At 68.4% G+C, this 15,028-nt stretch carries 20 protein-coding genes; 1 reads left to right on the top strand and 19 read right to left on the bottom strand.

What is annotated here, in order from left to right; genetic code table 11:
* Positions 1-2: 2 nt before the first annotated feature.
* The 19 genes from ACOZBP_RS09065 to ACOZBP_RS08975 all read right to left on the bottom strand — a co-directional run bounded on the left by ACOZBP_RS09065 (position 3) and on the right by ACOZBP_RS08975 (position 13,693).
* Positions 3-269 carry a VirB3 family type IV secretion system protein gene (locus ACOZBP_RS09065; protein WP_200168813.1) on the bottom strand — a complete coding sequence of 89 codons (267 nt, stop codon included), beginning with the start codon at positions 267-269 and terminating at the stop codon, positions 3-5.
* Positions 269-586, bottom strand: a complete 318-nt coding sequence (locus ACOZBP_RS09060; RefSeq protein ID WP_422676096.1) for a TrbC/VirB2 family protein — start codon at positions 584-586, stop codon at positions 269-271. Before ACOZBP_RS09060 ends, ACOZBP_RS09065 begins: the two co-directional genes overlap by 1 nt.
* A gap of 32 nt (positions 587-618) precedes the next feature.
* A complete protein-coding gene (gene trbB / locus ACOZBP_RS09055) occupies positions 619-1,533 on the bottom strand; it encodes a P-type conjugative transfer ATPase TrbB (RefSeq protein WP_422676212.1) in 915 nt (304 codons plus the stop codon).
* Between the two features lie 203 nt (positions 1,534-1,736).
* Positions 1,737-2,228: a CopG family transcriptional regulator gene (locus ACOZBP_RS09050; protein WP_422676095.1), complete on the bottom strand. Its 492-nt coding sequence runs from the start codon at positions 2,226-2,228 to the stop codon at positions 1,737-1,739.
* 9 nt (positions 2,229-2,237) lie between these two features.
* A complete protein-coding gene (locus tag ACOZBP_RS09045) occupies positions 2,238-4,208 on the bottom strand; it encodes a conjugal transfer protein TraG (RefSeq protein ID WP_422676094.1) in 1,971 nt (656 codons plus the stop codon).
* A 37-nt stretch (positions 4,209-4,245) separates the two neighbouring features.
* Positions 4,246-5,709, bottom strand: a complete 1,464-nt coding sequence (locus tag ACOZBP_RS09040) for a DUF3363 domain-containing protein (RefSeq protein ID WP_422676093.1) — start codon at positions 5,707-5,709, stop codon at positions 4,246-4,248.
* Between the two features lie 424 nt (positions 5,710-6,133).
* Entirely contained in the window at positions 6,134-6,817 is a 684-nt protein-coding gene (locus tag ACOZBP_RS09035) for a lytic transglycosylase domain-containing protein (RefSeq protein ID WP_422676092.1), read from the bottom strand.
* The gene (locus tag ACOZBP_RS09030) at positions 6,814-7,329 is read right to left on the bottom strand and encodes a S26 family signal peptidase (RefSeq protein WP_422676091.1); all 516 of its coding nucleotides are present in this window, start codon (positions 7,327-7,329) and stop codon (positions 6,814-6,816) included. Before ACOZBP_RS09030 ends, ACOZBP_RS09035 begins: the two co-directional genes overlap by 4 nt.
* Entirely contained in the window at positions 7,326-7,883 is a 558-nt protein-coding gene (locus ACOZBP_RS09025) for a DUF2840 domain-containing protein (protein ID WP_422676090.1), read from the bottom strand. Before ACOZBP_RS09025 ends, ACOZBP_RS09030 begins: the two co-directional genes overlap by 4 nt.
* Positions 7,880-8,143 carry a helix-turn-helix transcriptional regulator gene (locus ACOZBP_RS09020; protein ID WP_422676089.1) on the bottom strand — a complete coding sequence of 88 codons (264 nt, stop codon included), beginning with the start codon at positions 8,141-8,143 and terminating at the stop codon, positions 7,880-7,882. Before ACOZBP_RS09020 ends, ACOZBP_RS09025 begins: the two co-directional genes overlap by 4 nt.
* Positions 8,144-8,292: 149 nt before the next feature.
* A complete protein-coding gene (locus ACOZBP_RS09015; protein ID WP_422676088.1) occupies positions 8,293-9,177 on the bottom strand; it encodes an ArdC family protein in 885 nt (294 codons plus the stop codon).
* Positions 9,178-9,242: 65 nt separating this feature from the next.
* The gene (locus tag ACOZBP_RS09010; RefSeq protein ID WP_422676087.1) at positions 9,243-9,539 is read right to left on the bottom strand and encodes a DUF736 domain-containing protein; all 297 of its coding nucleotides are present in this window, start codon (positions 9,537-9,539) and stop codon (positions 9,243-9,245) included.
* Positions 9,540-10,241: 702 nt separating this feature from the next.
* Positions 10,242-10,514, bottom strand: a complete 273-nt coding sequence (locus tag ACOZBP_RS09005) for a hypothetical protein (protein WP_422676086.1) — start codon at positions 10,512-10,514, stop codon at positions 10,242-10,244.
* Positions 10,515-10,557: 43 nt separating this feature from the next.
* On the bottom strand, positions 10,558-11,121 hold the full coding sequence (locus tag ACOZBP_RS09000) for an SOS response-associated peptidase family protein (RefSeq protein WP_422676085.1): 564 nt from the start codon (positions 11,119-11,121) through the stop codon (positions 10,558-10,560).
* Between the two features lie 17 nt (positions 11,122-11,138).
* Positions 11,139-11,393: a hypothetical protein gene (locus ACOZBP_RS08995; RefSeq protein ID WP_422676084.1), complete on the bottom strand. Its 255-nt coding sequence runs from the start codon at positions 11,391-11,393 to the stop codon at positions 11,139-11,141.
* A 2-nt stretch (positions 11,394-11,395) separates the two neighbouring features.
* A complete protein-coding gene (locus ACOZBP_RS08990) occupies positions 11,396-11,617 on the bottom strand; it encodes a hypothetical protein (RefSeq protein WP_422676083.1) in 222 nt (73 codons plus the stop codon).
* Positions 11,614-11,775 carry a hypothetical protein gene (locus ACOZBP_RS08985; RefSeq protein ID WP_422676082.1) on the bottom strand — a complete coding sequence of 54 codons (162 nt, stop codon included), beginning with the start codon at positions 11,773-11,775 and terminating at the stop codon, positions 11,614-11,616. Before ACOZBP_RS08985 ends, ACOZBP_RS08990 begins: the two co-directional genes overlap by 4 nt.
* Positions 11,776-11,947: 172 nt before the next feature.
* Positions 11,948-12,328, bottom strand: coding sequence for a hypothetical protein (locus ACOZBP_RS08980; protein WP_422676081.1), 381 nt, complete (start codon positions 12,326-12,328; stop codon positions 11,948-11,950).
* Positions 12,329-13,108: 780 nt separating this feature from the next.
* Positions 13,109-13,693: a hypothetical protein gene (locus ACOZBP_RS08975; protein WP_422676080.1), complete on the bottom strand. Its 585-nt coding sequence runs from the start codon at positions 13,691-13,693 to the stop codon at positions 13,109-13,111.
* A gap of 80 nt (positions 13,694-13,773) precedes the next feature.
* On the opposite strand from ACOZBP_RS08975, the gene ACOZBP_RS08970 reads away from it, so the two are divergent.
* Positions 13,774-14,850, top strand: coding sequence for a winged helix-turn-helix domain-containing protein (locus ACOZBP_RS08970; protein ID WP_422676211.1), 1,077 nt, complete (start codon positions 13,774-13,776; stop codon positions 14,848-14,850).
* The last annotated feature ends 178 nt before the right edge of the window (positions 14,851-15,028 follow it).

Below are 15,028 nucleotides of genomic sequence, written 5' to 3'. Positions count from 1 at the left end.
GATCAGACGTCCAGAAGCGTCGGAAGGCGCAGGTGACGACGCGCGACCTCGACGAAGTCCGGGTCGTGACGCGCGGCGAGGACGCCCAGGGCGTGCCCGACGATCCAGACCGCCACGCCTGCGAGCCACAACCGCAGGCCCAAACCCAGGGCGGCGGCCAGGGTGCCGTTGACGATGGCGAGCGCGCGCGGCGCGCCGGCCAGGAGGATCGGCTCCACCAGGGCACGGTGAAGGGGCGCAACGAAATCCTCGGGGATCGGGTCAGCCATCAGATCAGCGCGCCGCCGCCGAAGGAAAAGAAGCTGAGGAAGAAGGAGCTGGCCGCAAAGGCGATGGAGAGACCGAAGACGATCTGGATCAGCCGACGCGCGCCGCCTGAGGTGTCCCCGAAGGCTAGGGTCAGGCCGGTGACGATGATGATCATCACCGCGATGATCTTGGCCACCGGCCCTTCGATCGACTCGAGGATGGACTGGAGCGGCGCCTCCCAGGGCATGGAGGAGCCGCCGGCCAGGGCGGGCGAAGCGCAGGCGGCGGCCAGCGCGAACAGGACGGCCGGATGGAGGCGGCGTTGATTGGCGATCATGACGGTGCTCCAGGGAGATGAAGTCGGAGGGGTCAGGAGGGGACGGGCGAAAGGCGATACCGGCCGTCGGCGTCGAGGCCGTCGACGGCGGAGAGTTCGACCAGACGCCTCTCGGCGCCTCGACCGGCCAGGACAGCGACGAGATGGATGGTCTCGGCGATGAGGGCGCGGGGCGGCACGAGGACCGCTTCCTGGATGAGTTGCTCGAGCCGATGGAGCGCGCCGTGCGCGGAGCCGGCGTGGAGGGTGCCGACGCCGCCCGGATGTCCGGTGCCCCAGGCCTTCACCAGATCCAGCGCCTCGGCGCCGCGAACCTCCCCGATGGGGATGCGGTCCGGGCGCAGGCGAAGGGCGGAGCGCACCAGATCCGTCAGGGTCACCGCCCCGTCCCGGGTGCGCAGGGCCATGGTATTGGGCGCCGCACACTGCAGCTCGCGGATGTCCTCGATGAGAATGATCCGGTCGTCGCTCCCCGCCATTTCGGCGAGCAGGGCGTTGACCAGGGTCGTCTTGCCGCTGGAGGTTCCCCCGACCACGAGGATGTTGCGGCGCTGACCGACGGCGTCGCGCAGGCTTTGCGCCTGCCCGGCGAGCATGATCCCGGCGGCGACATAGTCGTCGAGGGTGAAGACGGCGACGGCCGGCTTGCGGATGGCGAAGGCCGGCGCGCGAACAATGGGCGGCAGCAGGCCTTCGAACCGCTCCCCGGTTTCCGGCAGTTCGGCCGAGATACGGGGACGGGTCTCGTCGACCTCCTGTCCGACGTGGTGGGCCACGAGTCTGACGACCCGCTCGCCCTCGGCGGGCTCCAGGCGATGCGGCGTCAGTTCAAGCCCGCTCGTCAACCGATCCAGCCAGACCCGGCCATCCGGATTGAGCATGACCTCCACCACATCCGGGTCCGACAAGGCAGCCAGAAGCTCCGGGCCAAAGGCCGTGCGGAGCATTTTCAGGCTGCGCGATTGCGTGCTCATGGCGGTCCCGTCTGCGAGGACGGATCGGCGGGCGATCCGGACGGGAGCGACAAGAGAACCGCAAAGCGCGGGGGTTCAACAAGGCCGAGGGCGTAGTAGGGCTGAGGCGTAGAAAGACAGGCGATCGGCGGAATGACCGATCTCATCGCCTCGCCCCAGGACGATCAGGTCGAAGGTCAGGACGTCGGTTTCTCGCCTTGCGCGCCGCCTATGTCGCTGCGGCTGACGTCAGACGCCCGGTCGACGACATCGTCCCGCGTCGCGGCTTCGAGCTCGAACGCCAGCTCGCGCGTGAACGACCGGCCGGACGCCAGCCGGCGCCCCAGGTTTTCGACGAAACGCTCGTACCGATCCCGTCCTCGCACGCGCGCCGCCGCCTGCGCGGCGTCCGGCAGGGAGGGCGTCGCGGCCATCCAGGTCCGCACGAAAAGCGCCAGCATCTCGACGGCGATTTCGAGATCTCGTTCCAACCGATCGGCATGGCGATTGAGCCTGTCCAGCCGCCGCCCAAGCGCGGCCTCCTGCTGCTGGGCGGCGTCCGGCGTGAGAAAGGTGGCGATGGCCGCCTCGGCTACGGTCGACTTGGGCACGCCGCGCCGCTTGGCGTGGGCGACCAGGAGGTCGAGCAGTTCCGGTGTGAGGTAGACGGTGAGGAAGGGCTTCTTCATCGCGCCGGCCTAGAGGGCGATGCCGTCGTCAGGATCGAGCGCCGCCTGGCGGGCGACGCGCCGCATTCGGGCTTCAAGGTTGTCCGGAAGAACCGCGAAGCCCTCGTCGTCGTCGATATCGGGACCCAGAGGGTCGCACGACGGATCTTCGACGCCTGTCGTGGGCGCCATGACGTCGGGCGCTTCAGGATCCTGTTCCTGTCTCAGGCCGCCGTCATCGACCTCCCCCGGCTTTGATCGCTCTGCCGCGGCTGGGGCCGAAGCGGTCGGCCAGATCAAACCGGCGCCGCCCGGGATCGCGCCACGCGACGCCGGGGGAGGAAGCACGCGCGCTTTGAGCCGACCGTCCGCATAGTAGCGCGCCTTCTTCACCCGCAGCGGCGCGCATCCCGACGCCAGCACCAGGGCGTCGGTCGACGGCAGTTGCATCACCTCTCCGGGTGTCAGGAGGGGGCGAGCCGTCTCCTGGCGCGACACCATGAGATGACCGAGCCAGGGGGATAGCCGATGGCCAGCGTAGTTCCGCATCGCCCTCAGCTCGGTCGCCGTTCCCAGGGTCTCGGAAATCCGCTTGGCGGTGCGCTCGTCATTGGTCGCGAAGGCGACCCGGACATGGCAGTTGTCGAGGATGGCGTTATTGGGCCCGTAGGCCTTCTCGATCTGGTTGAGGCTCTGGGCGATGAGGAAGGCCTTGAGCCCATAGCCCGCCATGAAGGCCAGGGCGGTTTCGAAGAAGTCGAGACGACCGAGCGCCGGGAACTCGTCGAGAAGCATGAGGAGGCGGCGCCGCCCTGCCCGCGCCTGGAGATCCTCGGTCAGGCGTCTGCCGATCTGGTTCAGGATCAGACGGATCAGCGGCTTGGTGCGGCTGATGTCCGAGGGCGGCACCACGAGATAGAGGGAGACGGGCCGTTCGCCGTCGACCAGGTCGGCGATGCGCCAGTCGCAACGACCGGTCACCGCCGCGATGATCGGGTCGCGATAGAGGCCGAGAAAGCTCATCGCGGTGGAGAGCACGCCCGACCGCTCATTCTCGCTCTTGTTCAGCAGTTCGCGGGCGGCGGCGGCGATCACCGGATGAGGCCGTCCGTCGCGATGGGGCGTCGTCATCATGCGCCGAAGGGTGGCTTCGATCGGGCGTTCCGGATCCGACAGGAAGGTAGCCACCCCGGCCAGGGTCTTGTCGGGCTCGGCGTGCAGGACATGGAGGATGGCCCCGACCAGCAGAGCGTGGCTGGTCTTCTCCCAGTGGTTCCGGCGTTCGAGCGCCCCTTCAGGGTCGACGAGAATGTCGGCGATGTTCTGGACGTCGCGCACCTCGAGCGGTCCTGGCCGCACCTCCATCAAGGGGTTGTAGGCGGCGCTCTGCGCATCGGTCGGATCGAACATCAGGACGGGTCCGAAGCGGGCGCGCCATCCGGCGGTCAGGGACCAGTTCTCGCCCTTGATGTCGTGGACGAGCGCCGAGCCGCCCCAGGTGAGGAGGGTCGGCACCACCAGACCGACCCCCTTGCCCGAGCGGGTCGGCGCAAAGCACAGCACATGCTCGGGTCCGTCGTGGCGCAGATACCGGCCGTCCATCTCGCCCAGAAGCACGCCGTCCTCGCCCATCAACCCGGCGGCGCGGGCGTCGCGGGCGTCGCCCCATCGCGCTGTGCCGTAGGTCGTCGCCGACGCCGCCTCCCGCGAACGCCAGACCGCCATAGCGATGGAGACTCCGATGGCGACAAGCGCAGAACCCGCCGCGATCGCGCCGCCCTCCAGGAAGAGGCTCGGCGCATAGGCGTCATAGACGAACCACCAGAAGAAGAGGCTCGGCGGGGCGTAGACCGAATGGCCAAGGACCTCGAACCAGGGCGCGCCGAGCGCCGGCTGATAGGCGAGACGCCAGGCGGTCCACTGGGTCGCGCCCCAGACGCCGGCGAGGATGAGACCGAAGACCAGGCTGATCTGGCCCCAGAGGATCTTTCCAGCGGACATGCTGCCTCCAGTTCAGGGAGAGGTGTTGATGACGGGCTCAGCGGCCGAGGGCGCGCGGCGGACGCCATTCGATCTCGCCCCGGGCGCCCGCGCGTCCGCTGACCGACCGGCCGAGATTTCGTCCAAGTGGAGGCCGCCAGGGCACGAGGCTGAAGCCCGCCCCGTCGTCGATCATGGCGAACCGTCCCGAGGCGAGGTCCAGGCGGCGGCGATAGACGCCCGAGACCTCGTCCCCCCCGGCTGTCGGGCGGAAGACGAGGCCGGTCTCATTCCGGAGCCGCTCCGCGACGGCGGCGATCTCCCGGGTCTTCAGCGTTTCCAGCAGGCCGGGCGCGAGTCGCACGCCGGCGCCGCGCCGTTCGGCCAGGCCCTCAGCGGCCAGATGATCAATGCGCGCTTGGCAGGCGACAGCGACCTCGTCAGCGAAGCCGCCGCACCCGGGCAAGGTGTTTGGATCCAGCAGGCGGCGGTCCAGCCAGGTCGCGCCCCTGGCCGTGATCTGGCCGGTCAAGACGAGATCGGACACCGTCACCGTCATCGGATGGGCGCCGCGCGACGGCGGACTGGCGCGCACGATGGCGTCGACCCTGGGCTCGGGCGCGCCGGCGTCCGCAAGGGTGATGTGATGGACCCGACCATCCAGCCCGTCGATGACGGCGAACCCCGTGCCGCGCAGTTCATCGTCCTGCCCCCGGGCGAGGACCCGTCCGACGACGACCTCGGACAAGGCCGAGGTCGCCCTCTGTTCCGGAGCCCGGGCGAGCTTATGGGCCTTCACCGCCGCCTCCAGACGGCCTGCCACTTCGGTCTCGCGGGCGATCCCACGTAGCCGCTCCCCGAGCCCATTCTCGAGCCGCCATCGGCCGGGCCCTGCCGGTTCCGCCAGGCCGAGACGTTCGAGCGTCCGGAGCCGGCGGACCAGGGCCAGGGCGCCGACCGGATCGCCGAAGTCCTTCGCCGGGCGCAGATCGACACGGCCTTCGCCGTTCGCCAACCGCTCCAGCGTGCGATCGAGGCGGGTCCAGCCCTGGGCCTCTGCGTCCCGCATAAGAACGGCCGCGCGTTCACGCGGGCTCGGCGGGCCCAGTTCCAACTCCGCCAGGGCCTCGGCGCGCGCTCGGATACCCTGGCTGATATAGTCCCGACTGATGACCAGGTCGGCGCCGTCTTCAAGCCGTCCGCGGAGGACGATGTGGAGGTGCGGATGGGCGGTGTTCCAGTGGTCGACCGCGACCCAGTCGAGCGGCGCGGCCAGATCCCTCTGGACGTCGGCCATGAGATCGCGGGCATAGGCGCGAAAGTCCGCGAGTTCGCCCGCGTCTTCCAGCGAGACGATGAAGCGGAAATGATGGCGATCATCCTGGGCGCGCTCCGCGAAGGCTGAGGCGTCGACCATGTCGCTCCGGGCGTCGAAGAGCCGCCCCGCTTCGCCGTCGCGGGTCACGCCGTCGCGTTGGAGATAGCCGATGTGCGCGGCCAGGCCTTCAGCGCTTCGGCGCACCACCCGCGCCTTGACGACGACAGACCGGCGAGACCCGCCCACACGCACACTGCGGATCAGCGCCGCCCTTCCCCGCCCGAAGGTGCTGGGACGAGCGCCTCCCTTGCCGACGCCATGTTGGGAGGGACCGCCGGCTCGGGCGACAGCGACCCTGACCTGGCGCAGCGCCGTGTCGACACTCGGCCCCGACGCGGGGCGTATCCGCCCGGGTCGGACCCGAAAATCGTCGTCACGGGTCATGACAGGCGGATAAAGGCGCGAAAATCGTCGCCATTTCCGTACGATAGCCAAATACGCAAGGTAGGCAGTGGAATTGCGCCTTGCGACAGTCCCTTGAGATGACGCGTAAAATTCCTCCCCCACCCCCGCCGTACCTTGCGGCTTTTATCCTGCCCTCCCTCCTGCACGTCTCTAGGAAGGCTCATCACGGCGAAACCGGATCTGAGCTGGCGGCAGGCGCCAGCACTGCGAAGAGCCCGGAAACCCCGGAACCGGGAGACTGCGGCATGTCCGGGAAGAGCGGCGCCCGTTGCGGATCAACCGGCGCGACCGCCACGATCCGGGGGCCGACAGGCGACGCCGCCGTCGTGTCCAGAAGCCCGATCCTGGCGATATAGTCGCGGGTCTCCAGAGGCAGGGGCCGCCCTTCATCTCTATGCTGCAGGTAACGTCGCGGCCCGGCGTTATAGGCCGGCAACATGCCCTCCAGGCCGAACCGGTCGTGCAGTTCGCGCAGATAGGCGGCGCCGGCCAGGATGTTGTCGCGGGGGTCGTAGGCGTCCGCGCCGAGGCCGTGCCGGCGCCGCAGTTCCGCATAGGTGGCGGGCATCACCTGCATCAGACCCATGGCGCCCACGCGCGACCTAGCGCGAGGATTGAAGCCGCTCTCCTGCTTCATGACCGCCCGGATCCAGTGTGGCGGCAGGCCGAAACGACGCGCCGCCTCCGTGATCAGGTCATCGATCGCGCGTCTGGCAAGGGCTTGCTCGCGCGGTTCAGACGCCGCCGGAAGCGCGACCGAGACGCACGGAAAGCTGGTCGGGGCGAGCGCCAGGGCCAGCGCCGCCGCCCACCTCGCGCGCCTTCTAGGGAAGGACAGCACGCTCATCCGCGACCCTCCCGGATGCGGATGGGCACGATGCGGCCGAGCAAATCCCTGCGATCGACCGGACCGAAATAACGGCCGTCGAGCGCGTCGTGGACGTCAGGCGCGAGCAGGAAAACAGCCTCCGGACCCAGGGTGATGCATCCGCTCCAGCGCGGCAGCAGGCGTCCGGCGCGGTCCTTCTCCAGCGCCATGGCGACCGTCCGGCCGTCGATGACAATCCGGAGTCCCTGGCGACAGACCACGGAAGGCGGGGTCGCCGCGACCGGCTTCAGGAGCGGGACGCCGTCCGGCAGATAGCCGCGCGCCGCGAACGCCCGCGACAACTCCGGCGCTGGACGATAGGCGACAAGTTCGCCTACGGCGGCCGCGCGCGTCGGTTCGAGCCGGTAGAGGCCGATCGGGAGGCTCGCGGAGGCGTTCCAGATCAGGCGCGGCGCGCGGGCCGCGACCGGGCCAAGCGCGAGGGCGGCGAGCGCCAGGCCGGCCCATCCCAGCACGACAGCCCGCTTCATGACGAGACCTGCTGGCGCAGACGAAAGGCTCGGTGGCGCTCGGCGGTATAGGCCAGGGGCGGCAGGCTGACCGCCAACCGGGCGTGGACGTGGCGCCAGTAGTCGGGAGCGACCTCGCCCGGTTCGAAGCCGCCGGTCTCGACGGCGTCAATCAGGTCGAGGGCGCGGCGAACCCGCGGCCAGCCGTTCAACCGAAGCAGGCTGACAGCGCCGGGAACGACGCAGGGGATGGCGATCCGGTCGCGGGATGGATCGGCCGCCTGGAGGATGTCGAGGCGTGATACGACCGTGCCGTAGGCGTTGGCGGCCCAGCGCACATAGGCGAAGACGGCGCCGGGCCGAAAGGCGACGAAACGGTTCCGTCGCGAGACGATGCGCTGGTCGACCGCCTGACCGAAGCGGATCCAGCGCTCCGTGCGTCCCGGGTCGAAGACGAGTTCGACCCAGGTCAGTTGATCGGCGGACAGCGGCGGCGTCTCGGCCACCACCACAGGATCGCGGTGGTAGGCCAGATAGGGCGGCGGCGGAGCGCCCTCGTCGTCCCGGCCGATCATAGCGCGGGGTCCCGATCCGGACGGCGCGCGGGCGAAATCCTGTCGTGGCCCGGGTCCGTGGTCGAGGATTTGACGCCGCGGTCCGCCCAGGCCTGGAGATCGCCGACGGCGTAGACGACGCGTCCGCCGATCTTCCGATAGAGGGGACCGGTGCCGTAGCAGCGGTGCTTCTCGAGCGTGCGGCCGGACAGGCCGAGATGCCGCGCGGCCTCGGCTGTGCGGAGATAGCGCGGCGGCATCGGGGTCTGGGCGTCGTGCATGGCGGCAATCCTTGCGAGGCTGGAACGCCGTCGGCGGTCGGCGGCGGGACAGGCCAAGGATTTCGCCAAACCGGCGTTTGCGGCAGTCGGCGCGCGGGCATCAGACGATGCCCGCGCGTCATCACGCCCTCTACGTCAGGACGTTCACATCAGGGCGGCGGCTGTTTGTCGGCCAGGAACTTGGCGGCGCGTTCCGCATGAGCGGCGGCGGCGACAATGAAGCGGGTATCGTTGCGCAACACACGCAGCCAGGAGGCGATGTAGGCGGCGTGATCAGGACGGGGTTCGAGGGTCAGGCCGAGGTCCGCGCAGACGAAGGCGGCGCCGAGTTCGGCCACCAGTTCCTCGCGGGCATAGGCCTCCTCGTCGAAACGGCCGAGAGTGAGATCGCGATCCAGGCGAGAAGGATGGCCCGTCCAGTGGACCAGTTCATGGGCCAGAACGGCGTAGTAGGCTTCCGGGTCATGGAAGGCCTCGAAGGTCGGCATCTGCACCGTGTCGGCGTCCGGACGGTAGCAGGCGGTGTCGCCGCCCGCCCGGATATCGGCGCCGGTCGCAGCGAAGTAGCGCTCCGCATGATCGATCCGATCGGCGACGTCGGGGCGGGCCGGCTGCGGATAGCGGTCGTCCAGACCTTCGATCTGATCCAGATTGAAGACGGTGTAGCGCTTGAGGAAGCTTCCCCCGCGCCGCCCTTCCGGCTGATCGTCCCTGTCATCGGCCGCCGCAATGGGAGCGGCGTAGACGACGGGGGCGCCCTTTTCGCCTTTTCGAACGGCACCGCCGAGCGCCAGGGCCTGACGGAAGGTCATCCAGACGGGGCGGGCGTAGCCGCAGCGGGCGGCCCGAACCCAGAGGGTCAGGACGTTGACCCCGTGATAGGGCCGTCCGTCATGCCGCAGCGGGCGGGAGACGGCGCTCTGGTTTGTCCACGGACGGGCCCAGGGTCGGACGCCGGCCTCGAGGTCGGCGAGGATGAGGGCGGTGATCTCGGCATGGGGATCGGGGCGAACGGAAGCGGTGGGGCGCGACATGGCGGCCTCCTTGAAAACGGTCTGAAGGGGAAGGCGGCGGCGCCCCTGGCGCCGCCGCCGGGCTCTCAGTTGCGCGACCAGATGAGGCTGTGCCCCTCGTCGCTCTCGACCAGCGAGGCGTAGATCGGCGCCGGGAAGCTCGGATCGTCCAGCTTGACCGAGAGGTAGTCGCGGTTCTGCTGGCTGGTCTTTTTCCAGGCCGCGCCGAACTCCGTGGTCCCCGCGAAAATCCGATAGTCCGGGGCCTTGTCGTCGCTCTTCTCGTTCGGCCGGAACGCTGCCGATTTCACATTGAGATTCAAGGTCTTGATCGAACCGGTGTAGCCGTCGCCCTGGGCGATGAAGGTTCCAATAGCGGCCATGTCAGTCTCTCCTTTGCTTCGGGCCACGCCTGCCGCCGCCTCGATGGCGATCGGGAGACCGGGGCCGGAAGGCGCGCAGGGCGAGCGCGCGAGACCCCGCAGCGCAGCGGAGGACCGGAGGGAGCGACTTTCTTGTTTCGCGAGGAAGGCCGCAGGCCGGGGAAGAAGGTCGGTCCGACGGTTGCGCCAGCCGACCGGTCCCGGTCAGATCCGCCACATCGAGAGGCCGCGCCGGATGGCGCGAAAGACGGAAGACCGGCCGCTACCGACGCGAACTCACCCAGGCGCCGCGCAACTGTCGGTCCTGCCAGGCCCCTGGGAAAGAAGGGTTCGACCTGGCCGTGATGAGGATCGGCGCCCGATCCAGGCTCGCGGTTGCAGAGATAGGGGCCGCCGGTGGAGGCTCGGAATGCTGACCAGCCTGGCCTGGCGCGGGTCGCCCTCTCTGAGGTTCAGACCATCTGATTTCTAAAGGAGCTCGTCGGCGCCCCGCTGCGGCAGCGGAACGCGACGGCTCCGCCGCTGCTGAAAACGCGGCGCGACTGAGCGCCGCGCGACGACGCCCAGGTGGCGGCGCCATCCCCTTCAGACCGTTTTCAAGGCGGCCGTCACGTCAGCCTGCGCATGTTTGCAGGCGATGACGCCATGGCTTCAGGACCTGCCCGCCAGCCGCGCGGGCAGGCCGATGGCGGGCGACTGGGGTCAGCCCCCAGAGGTCAGGTCGTGGTAGGGCGCGCCGCGATCACCGGCTTCAGCGCGGGTCAAGACCTTGGTCTCGAACAGGGAGGAGACCTCAACCTTGATCCCCCGGTGCCGAATGCCCTCGTCCAGGGTCTTGGTGATGCGGTCGATGGCGTAGAGGCTGTCGCACCACACCGAGCTTTTCACCGTGATCAGGCCAGGCATGCGTTCAGCGTCGCCACCTGCAGCCTGCTGCATGGCGTCCAGGGCGGCGGTCAATTGATCGGGGGTCATGGGTCGCGGTTAAGCTGAGTCGCGCCGCCACTGGTCGTTTCGCCTATGGATAAACCCGCTCGACGAAGAGCGAGCCCAGGGGGCTGGGCCTGAGGATCAGGTCCTCCGGCGCGGAAAGGTCGAGCCAGTGCGCGCCTGCCCCTGGCGGCAGGACGACGATCTGTCGGTCGTGATAATGGGCCACCTCCGGTCCGGGTTCAGTCGTCAGCATGGCGAAGGCGCCATGCTTCACCACCCCGGCGATCCAGAACCAGGGCTGGTCGATCTGGGTGAAGCGCCACTTCGTTTTCTTCCCCGCTACTTTGGGCTCGGTGAACTCATAGAAGCCGTCAGCGGGGATCAGGCAGCGGGTCGATCCGGCGAAGGATCGGCCCTCGGACCGGAAGTTGAAGACCGGCTTTCCGGCCGGGCCCTTCCAGGCCCAGGGCGTCATCACCAGACGCAGGCCGCCTTCGCCGGCGAGCACCACAGGCGCGCGGTCGCCGATCCGGTAGTCGGTCGGCTCAAGGTTCGGTACGCCATCTGGCAGGGCCAGCGTCCGGCCGATGTCGGTGAAGGGCGCGGCCAGTTGGTTGGCAGGAACATGCAGGCGGTAGTTGTTGCACATGGTTCCGCTCCAACGCCTCAGACGCCGGTAGGCTTCCTTTCGTCCGGTTTGACGACGTACTCCGCGGGAAAGCTCCATCCCTGTTCGGCGCCGCTGACCTCGGCCCAGGCCGCCTTGACCGTGGCGGCGGCGGCCATGACGGGAAAGCGCTGGGTGGAGACGGGGTTGAGTCCGGCGTGCATGGCCTGGAGGCGACGATAGATGTCGACCAGTTCGACCAGGTCCTCCACATTCAGGGAGCCCTTGCTCGACATCCCCTTGTAGCGGCTCATGCTCAATCGCCTCGAGCGAACAGGCTCAGGCCACGCGCCTGCATGTCCTCGAGCGTCCCCAGAACCCTGGCGGCGACGCCCGGCGCAGACCGGTTCAGCGCCGCCGTGAGACGCTTGAACATGTTGGCGAGAACAGGATCATGCCGGACGGCGGGTCCCTGGCGCCAGAGCGCGACCAGTTGGAGCACCTGCAGTTCAACGGGGGTCGGGGTCACGTCGCTCATTGGGGCCGCCCCGCCAGCCGCATGCCGGCGACGAGCCCGGCGATCAGATCGACCGTGGGCGGCGGGACATCCGGACGCTCACGCTGTTCAAGCGCGCGATCCAGTTCTTCGAGGTCGCGGGCCAACCCCTCATCGGGTCCCAGGGTTTTCCTATCCATTTCCATCTCCTCAAGCACCGACCCGAGGCGACTTCTACATGGGAACAAAAAGAGAACAAGAGTAGTCAAATGCTTGACCACAGGTCCCGGAGATCTGTGGATAATCGCCCCCTGGCGACGCGGGCGGGCGGATCATCGGACTGGGCGTCAGGCAATGGGACCTGCCTGAACCTCACGGCTCCAGTCGGGGATGACCTTTGAGACCCGGGCCGGGATAGAGGGCGCTGGACGTGGAAAGGCGCAGACGCTCGCGCAGAAGGGTGACCTTGAGCAGGGCGCCGAGGCCCAGGCCGAGCAAGATCGTGCATCCGAAGAAGACGAGGATGAAGACGGTCGCCGCCAGGGCCTGCGGGTTGATCCGGTCGATGAGCGCGGAGGAACGATAGGCCGTCAGAAGTTCGAGGACAGCCGTCTTCGCCGGAGGCGTCACCACGGCCGCCAGCGCGACGCCGGAAACCCAGCCCAGCAGTTGCGCCGCCGTGGTCTTGCGCGAACGCAGGCTGAGCGAGGCGGACCTGTATCGCGAACGAACCGGCTTGAGATAGTGGATCATCGGTCGATCTAGGGCCCCGACCGGGCGGTCGGCAAGCCGCAGTTTCCAGGTGAGACAACCGGTCCACTCTAGTCCCGCGCCCTCCGTTGGACCCAGCCGATGTGAAGTCGACGGCTTGCCAGGTCCAGCATGAACCGCCGTGATCGTCGTCTCGCCTCCTTGGCCCGGACGACCTTCGCGCAAGGAAAAGACTGCGCGCCCCAAGGGGCGCGCGGTCCGTTTCGGTCCGGATCGCAGACCTATTCGGCTGCGATGTCGTAGGCCTCGTCGAGCGAAGGCGGGGGTCCCTCCTAGCCATCGCCTTCCTGCGCCGGTCCTCCGGCAAGGTTTCGGCGGTTCGGAGAACCGGCGGCCACCACTCCCTCCCCTCCAGCAACCGCTCGGCGGCGTCGGCCATATCGCCCTTCTTGAACTCGGCGAACCGACCCGCCTCCTCGGCGCCGACCGCCTCGGTCACGGCCTCCAGCACCCGCGCCTTGGGGACGCGCGAGAAGTAGCTGCGGCGGTGGCCGACCAGGTCCCGGTCATGTCCAGCCCGACCGCCGTCGCCAGAGTCTCGGCCTGCGCCCATGCGCCGGATCGCCGATCGTGCGGGTCACGCACGGCGTACAGGCCGACCCTGTACAGCAGGCCAGCAGGCGGCGACGCCGACAATGTCGTGTTCTCGACACGACGCCAGCTCCTCAAACCGACCCGTTGCGAGCCAGCTACCCTTCCCACTTCAGCAGCACAGACCGGTTTCAAGCCGATCTGAGTTGCCCTTAGCGATGCGGCATCGCCTCACCCAGGGTCGGCCTGGGTGCGGGCTGCACGACGAAAAAGGGCCGCCGACGCTAACCAGATAAGGGAGAAAACAATGCTGAGCACGATTGCCGGCCGCGGCCAGTTCTCGGAGCCCACACCCCAGCCCCGCGAGACGGCGACGGCGCCGATAACGGCCTGTAGGCCGGCGGCCGACACCATTGCCAACGAGAGGCCCCCCGAGCGGAACCGACTAGCGACAGCGCCCACGAAGGCGGCCAGGATAACGGCCAGATAGAGCAGGTTTGCCGGATTGTCTTCGGATCCGATGATCCCTACGGCGCCATTGATCCAAAGCAACAGCGCCGACGCGAGCACGGCGAGGCCGGCGCCGATCCGGTATGACCAGGCGCTAGAGGTACGCACCGCCAGCTCTGCAACCCCGCCCGCGCCGATCAGGACGGCGCCGGCGAAGATGAAATCCGAGGTGGTCCACTGAACCTCGTCGGTAAACCGCATCGCGATGGCAGGCGTGACCAAAAGACCCGCGACGAGTGTCCAGCCGATCAGGCGCAGGGCCGAGGTCAGTCGGTCGTTGGGGTTGGGCGCCATAATGTTCTTCATTGCCTTCACTTCCAGCTTGGGTGAGGCTTGAACGGTGAAGGCGTGGACGGTGAAAGTCCTGAGCGCCCCGTGAGGAAGTCCTGAAAAACGTAGCTGGCGTTTACTGTTTCGACCGCTTCATTCTAGATGCTGCGGATCGCCGGCTGTCCGATGACGGCGGGTCGGTAGAGCTGTCCGGTCGTTATCTCGACGCGCTTGTCCTGCTGGTGGCCGAGGAGGGCAGGTTGGTGACCAAGGCACGCCTTCTGGATGAGATATGGAAGGGCGTCCCGGTCACCGACGAGGCGCTGACCCAGTGTGTGCGGTCTCTGCGTAAGGCCCTCGGGGACGAGGCAGGAAGGCCTCGGTTCATCGAGACAGTGCCGCGCCACGGATATCGCTTCATCGCGCCAGTGACGCCCGGCCTTGCCGGCGCCGAAGATAGGACGGCGCGCGGCAAGCCCATCCCTCGTACCGGTCGAAGCGAGGCGTTGGCGCAGTTCATAGGCATGGGTCGGGCGGGTCTCATCGGCGGCGGCGCGGCGGGGTTAATCGGCGGTCTGGCCTACGGCTTTGCCGGGATCGCGGAGGGCGGCGCGGGCGGCTCACTGTCCGGACTTCTGGTGCTCGCCGCCTTGACGGCTGTGGTCGGGATGATCGGGGGCTCGAGCGTCGGGTTCGGGGTCGGCGCGGCGAGCTTCGTCTCGCGGCGGCGGGAGCCCTGGTTTCTGCTTGGCGGCGCCTGCGGCGGACTAGTCGTGGGCGCGTTCGCGCGGCTGGCCGGGCTGGACGCCTTCAACCTGCTGTTCGGAATGGCGCCCACGGCGATGACAGGCGCCGGCGAAGGCCTATTGCTGGGCGCCGCGATCGGCGCCGGCGTGTGGATCGCGCGGGGAAAACGACGGCGGATCGCTCTAATAGCCGGAGCAGTCCTGGCGGGTCTTGCAGGGGCGGGCGCCGTCTTGCTGGGTGGGCGGCTGATGGGAGGCAGCCTGGCAGCTCTGGCGGCGCAGTTCCCAGGAGCGCAGCTGAGCCTAGATCACCTGCGCCTTTTCGGCGAAGCGACGTTTGGGCCGATCAGCCAGATCACTACGGCGGGATTGGAAGGCGCGTTGTTCGGCGCGGCCATGGTGTTAGCGCTTACCGTCGAGCAGCAGCAACGACCCGGCGCTCTTTGACATTATACGGACGCACTCGGAGTGCGGAACCATGTTGTATGTCGGCTAGGGGTGGCGGCCGCAACCGATGACCGCAACACGCTAACCCTTCTTCGGAGATGGAGCGTGCCTGATGGGACGGAACGTCCGCATTTCGGCCGGAGCTGAAGTCGCAGATCGACCCGTTTCAGACTTTGCA

Origin of the sequence: Brevundimonas sp. NPDC058933, assembly GCF_049315965.1 — a bacterium.
Taxonomy (GTDB): Bacteria; Pseudomonadota; Alphaproteobacteria; order Caulobacterales; family Caulobacteraceae; genus Brevundimonas.
The sequence above is the reverse complement of the archived record's forward strand: the minus strand, read 5'-3'. Positions and strand labels throughout refer to the sequence as shown.

Coding starts and splice junctions, on each gene's coding strand:
- ACOZBP_RS09000 (WP_422676085.1), bottom strand. CDS start 11,121: ATGTGCAACAACTACCGCCTGCATGTTCCTGCCAACCAACTGGCCGCG.
- trbB (WP_422676212.1), bottom strand. CDS start 1,533: ATGCTCCGCACGGCCTTTGGCCCGGAGCTTCTGGCTGCCTTGTCGGAC.
- ACOZBP_RS09005 (WP_422676086.1), bottom strand. CDS start 10,514: ATGACCCCCGATCAATTGACCGCCGCCCTGGACGCCATGCAGCAGGCT.
- ACOZBP_RS08995 (WP_422676084.1), bottom strand. CDS start 11,393: ATGAGCCGCTACAAGGGGATGTCGAGCAAGGGCTCCCTGAATGTGGAG.
- ACOZBP_RS08975 (WP_422676080.1), bottom strand. CDS start 13,693: ATGAAGAACATTATGGCGCCCAACCCCAACGACCGACTGACCTCGGCC.
- ACOZBP_RS09035 (WP_422676092.1), bottom strand. CDS start 6,817: ATGAGCGTGCTGTCCTTCCCTAGAAGGCGCGCGAGGTGGGCGGCGGCG.
- ACOZBP_RS09060 (WP_422676096.1), bottom strand. CDS start 586: ATGATCGCCAATCAACGCCGCCTCCATCCGGCCGTCCTGTTCGCGCTG.
- ACOZBP_RS08990 (WP_422676083.1), bottom strand. CDS start 11,617: ATGAGCGACGTGACCCCGACCCCCGTTGAACTGCAGGTGCTCCAACTG.
- ACOZBP_RS09025 (WP_422676090.1), bottom strand. CDS start 7,883: ATGATCGGCCGGGACGACGAGGGCGCTCCGCCGCCGCCCTATCTGGCC.
- ACOZBP_RS09030 (WP_422676091.1), bottom strand. CDS start 7,329: ATGAAGCGGGCTGTCGTGCTGGGATGGGCCGGCCTGGCGCTCGCCGCC.
- ACOZBP_RS09050 (WP_422676095.1), bottom strand. CDS start 2,228: ATGAAGAAGCCCTTCCTCACCGTCTACCTCACACCGGAACTGCTCGAC.
- ACOZBP_RS09020 (WP_422676089.1), bottom strand. CDS start 8,143: ATGCACGACGCCCAGACCCCGATGCCGCCGCGCTATCTCCGCACAGCC.
- ACOZBP_RS08985 (WP_422676082.1), bottom strand. CDS start 11,775: ATGGATAGGAAAACCCTGGGACCCGATGAGGGGTTGGCCCGCGACCTC.
- ACOZBP_RS09010 (WP_422676087.1), bottom strand. CDS start 9,539: ATGGCCGCTATTGGAACCTTCATCGCCCAGGGCGACGGCTACACCGGT.
- ACOZBP_RS09065 (WP_200168813.1), bottom strand. CDS start 269: ATGGCTGACCCGATCCCCGAGGATTTCGTTGCGCCCCTTCACCGTGCC.
- ACOZBP_RS09015 (WP_422676088.1), bottom strand. CDS start 9,177: ATGTCGCGCCCCACCGCTTCCGTTCGCCCCGATCCCCATGCCGAGATC.
- ACOZBP_RS08980 (WP_422676081.1), bottom strand. CDS start 12,328: ATGATCCACTATCTCAAGCCGGTTCGTTCGCGATACAGGTCCGCCTCG.
- ACOZBP_RS09045 (WP_422676094.1), bottom strand. CDS start 4,208: ATGTCCGCTGGAAAGATCCTCTGGGGCCAGATCAGCCTGGTCTTCGGT.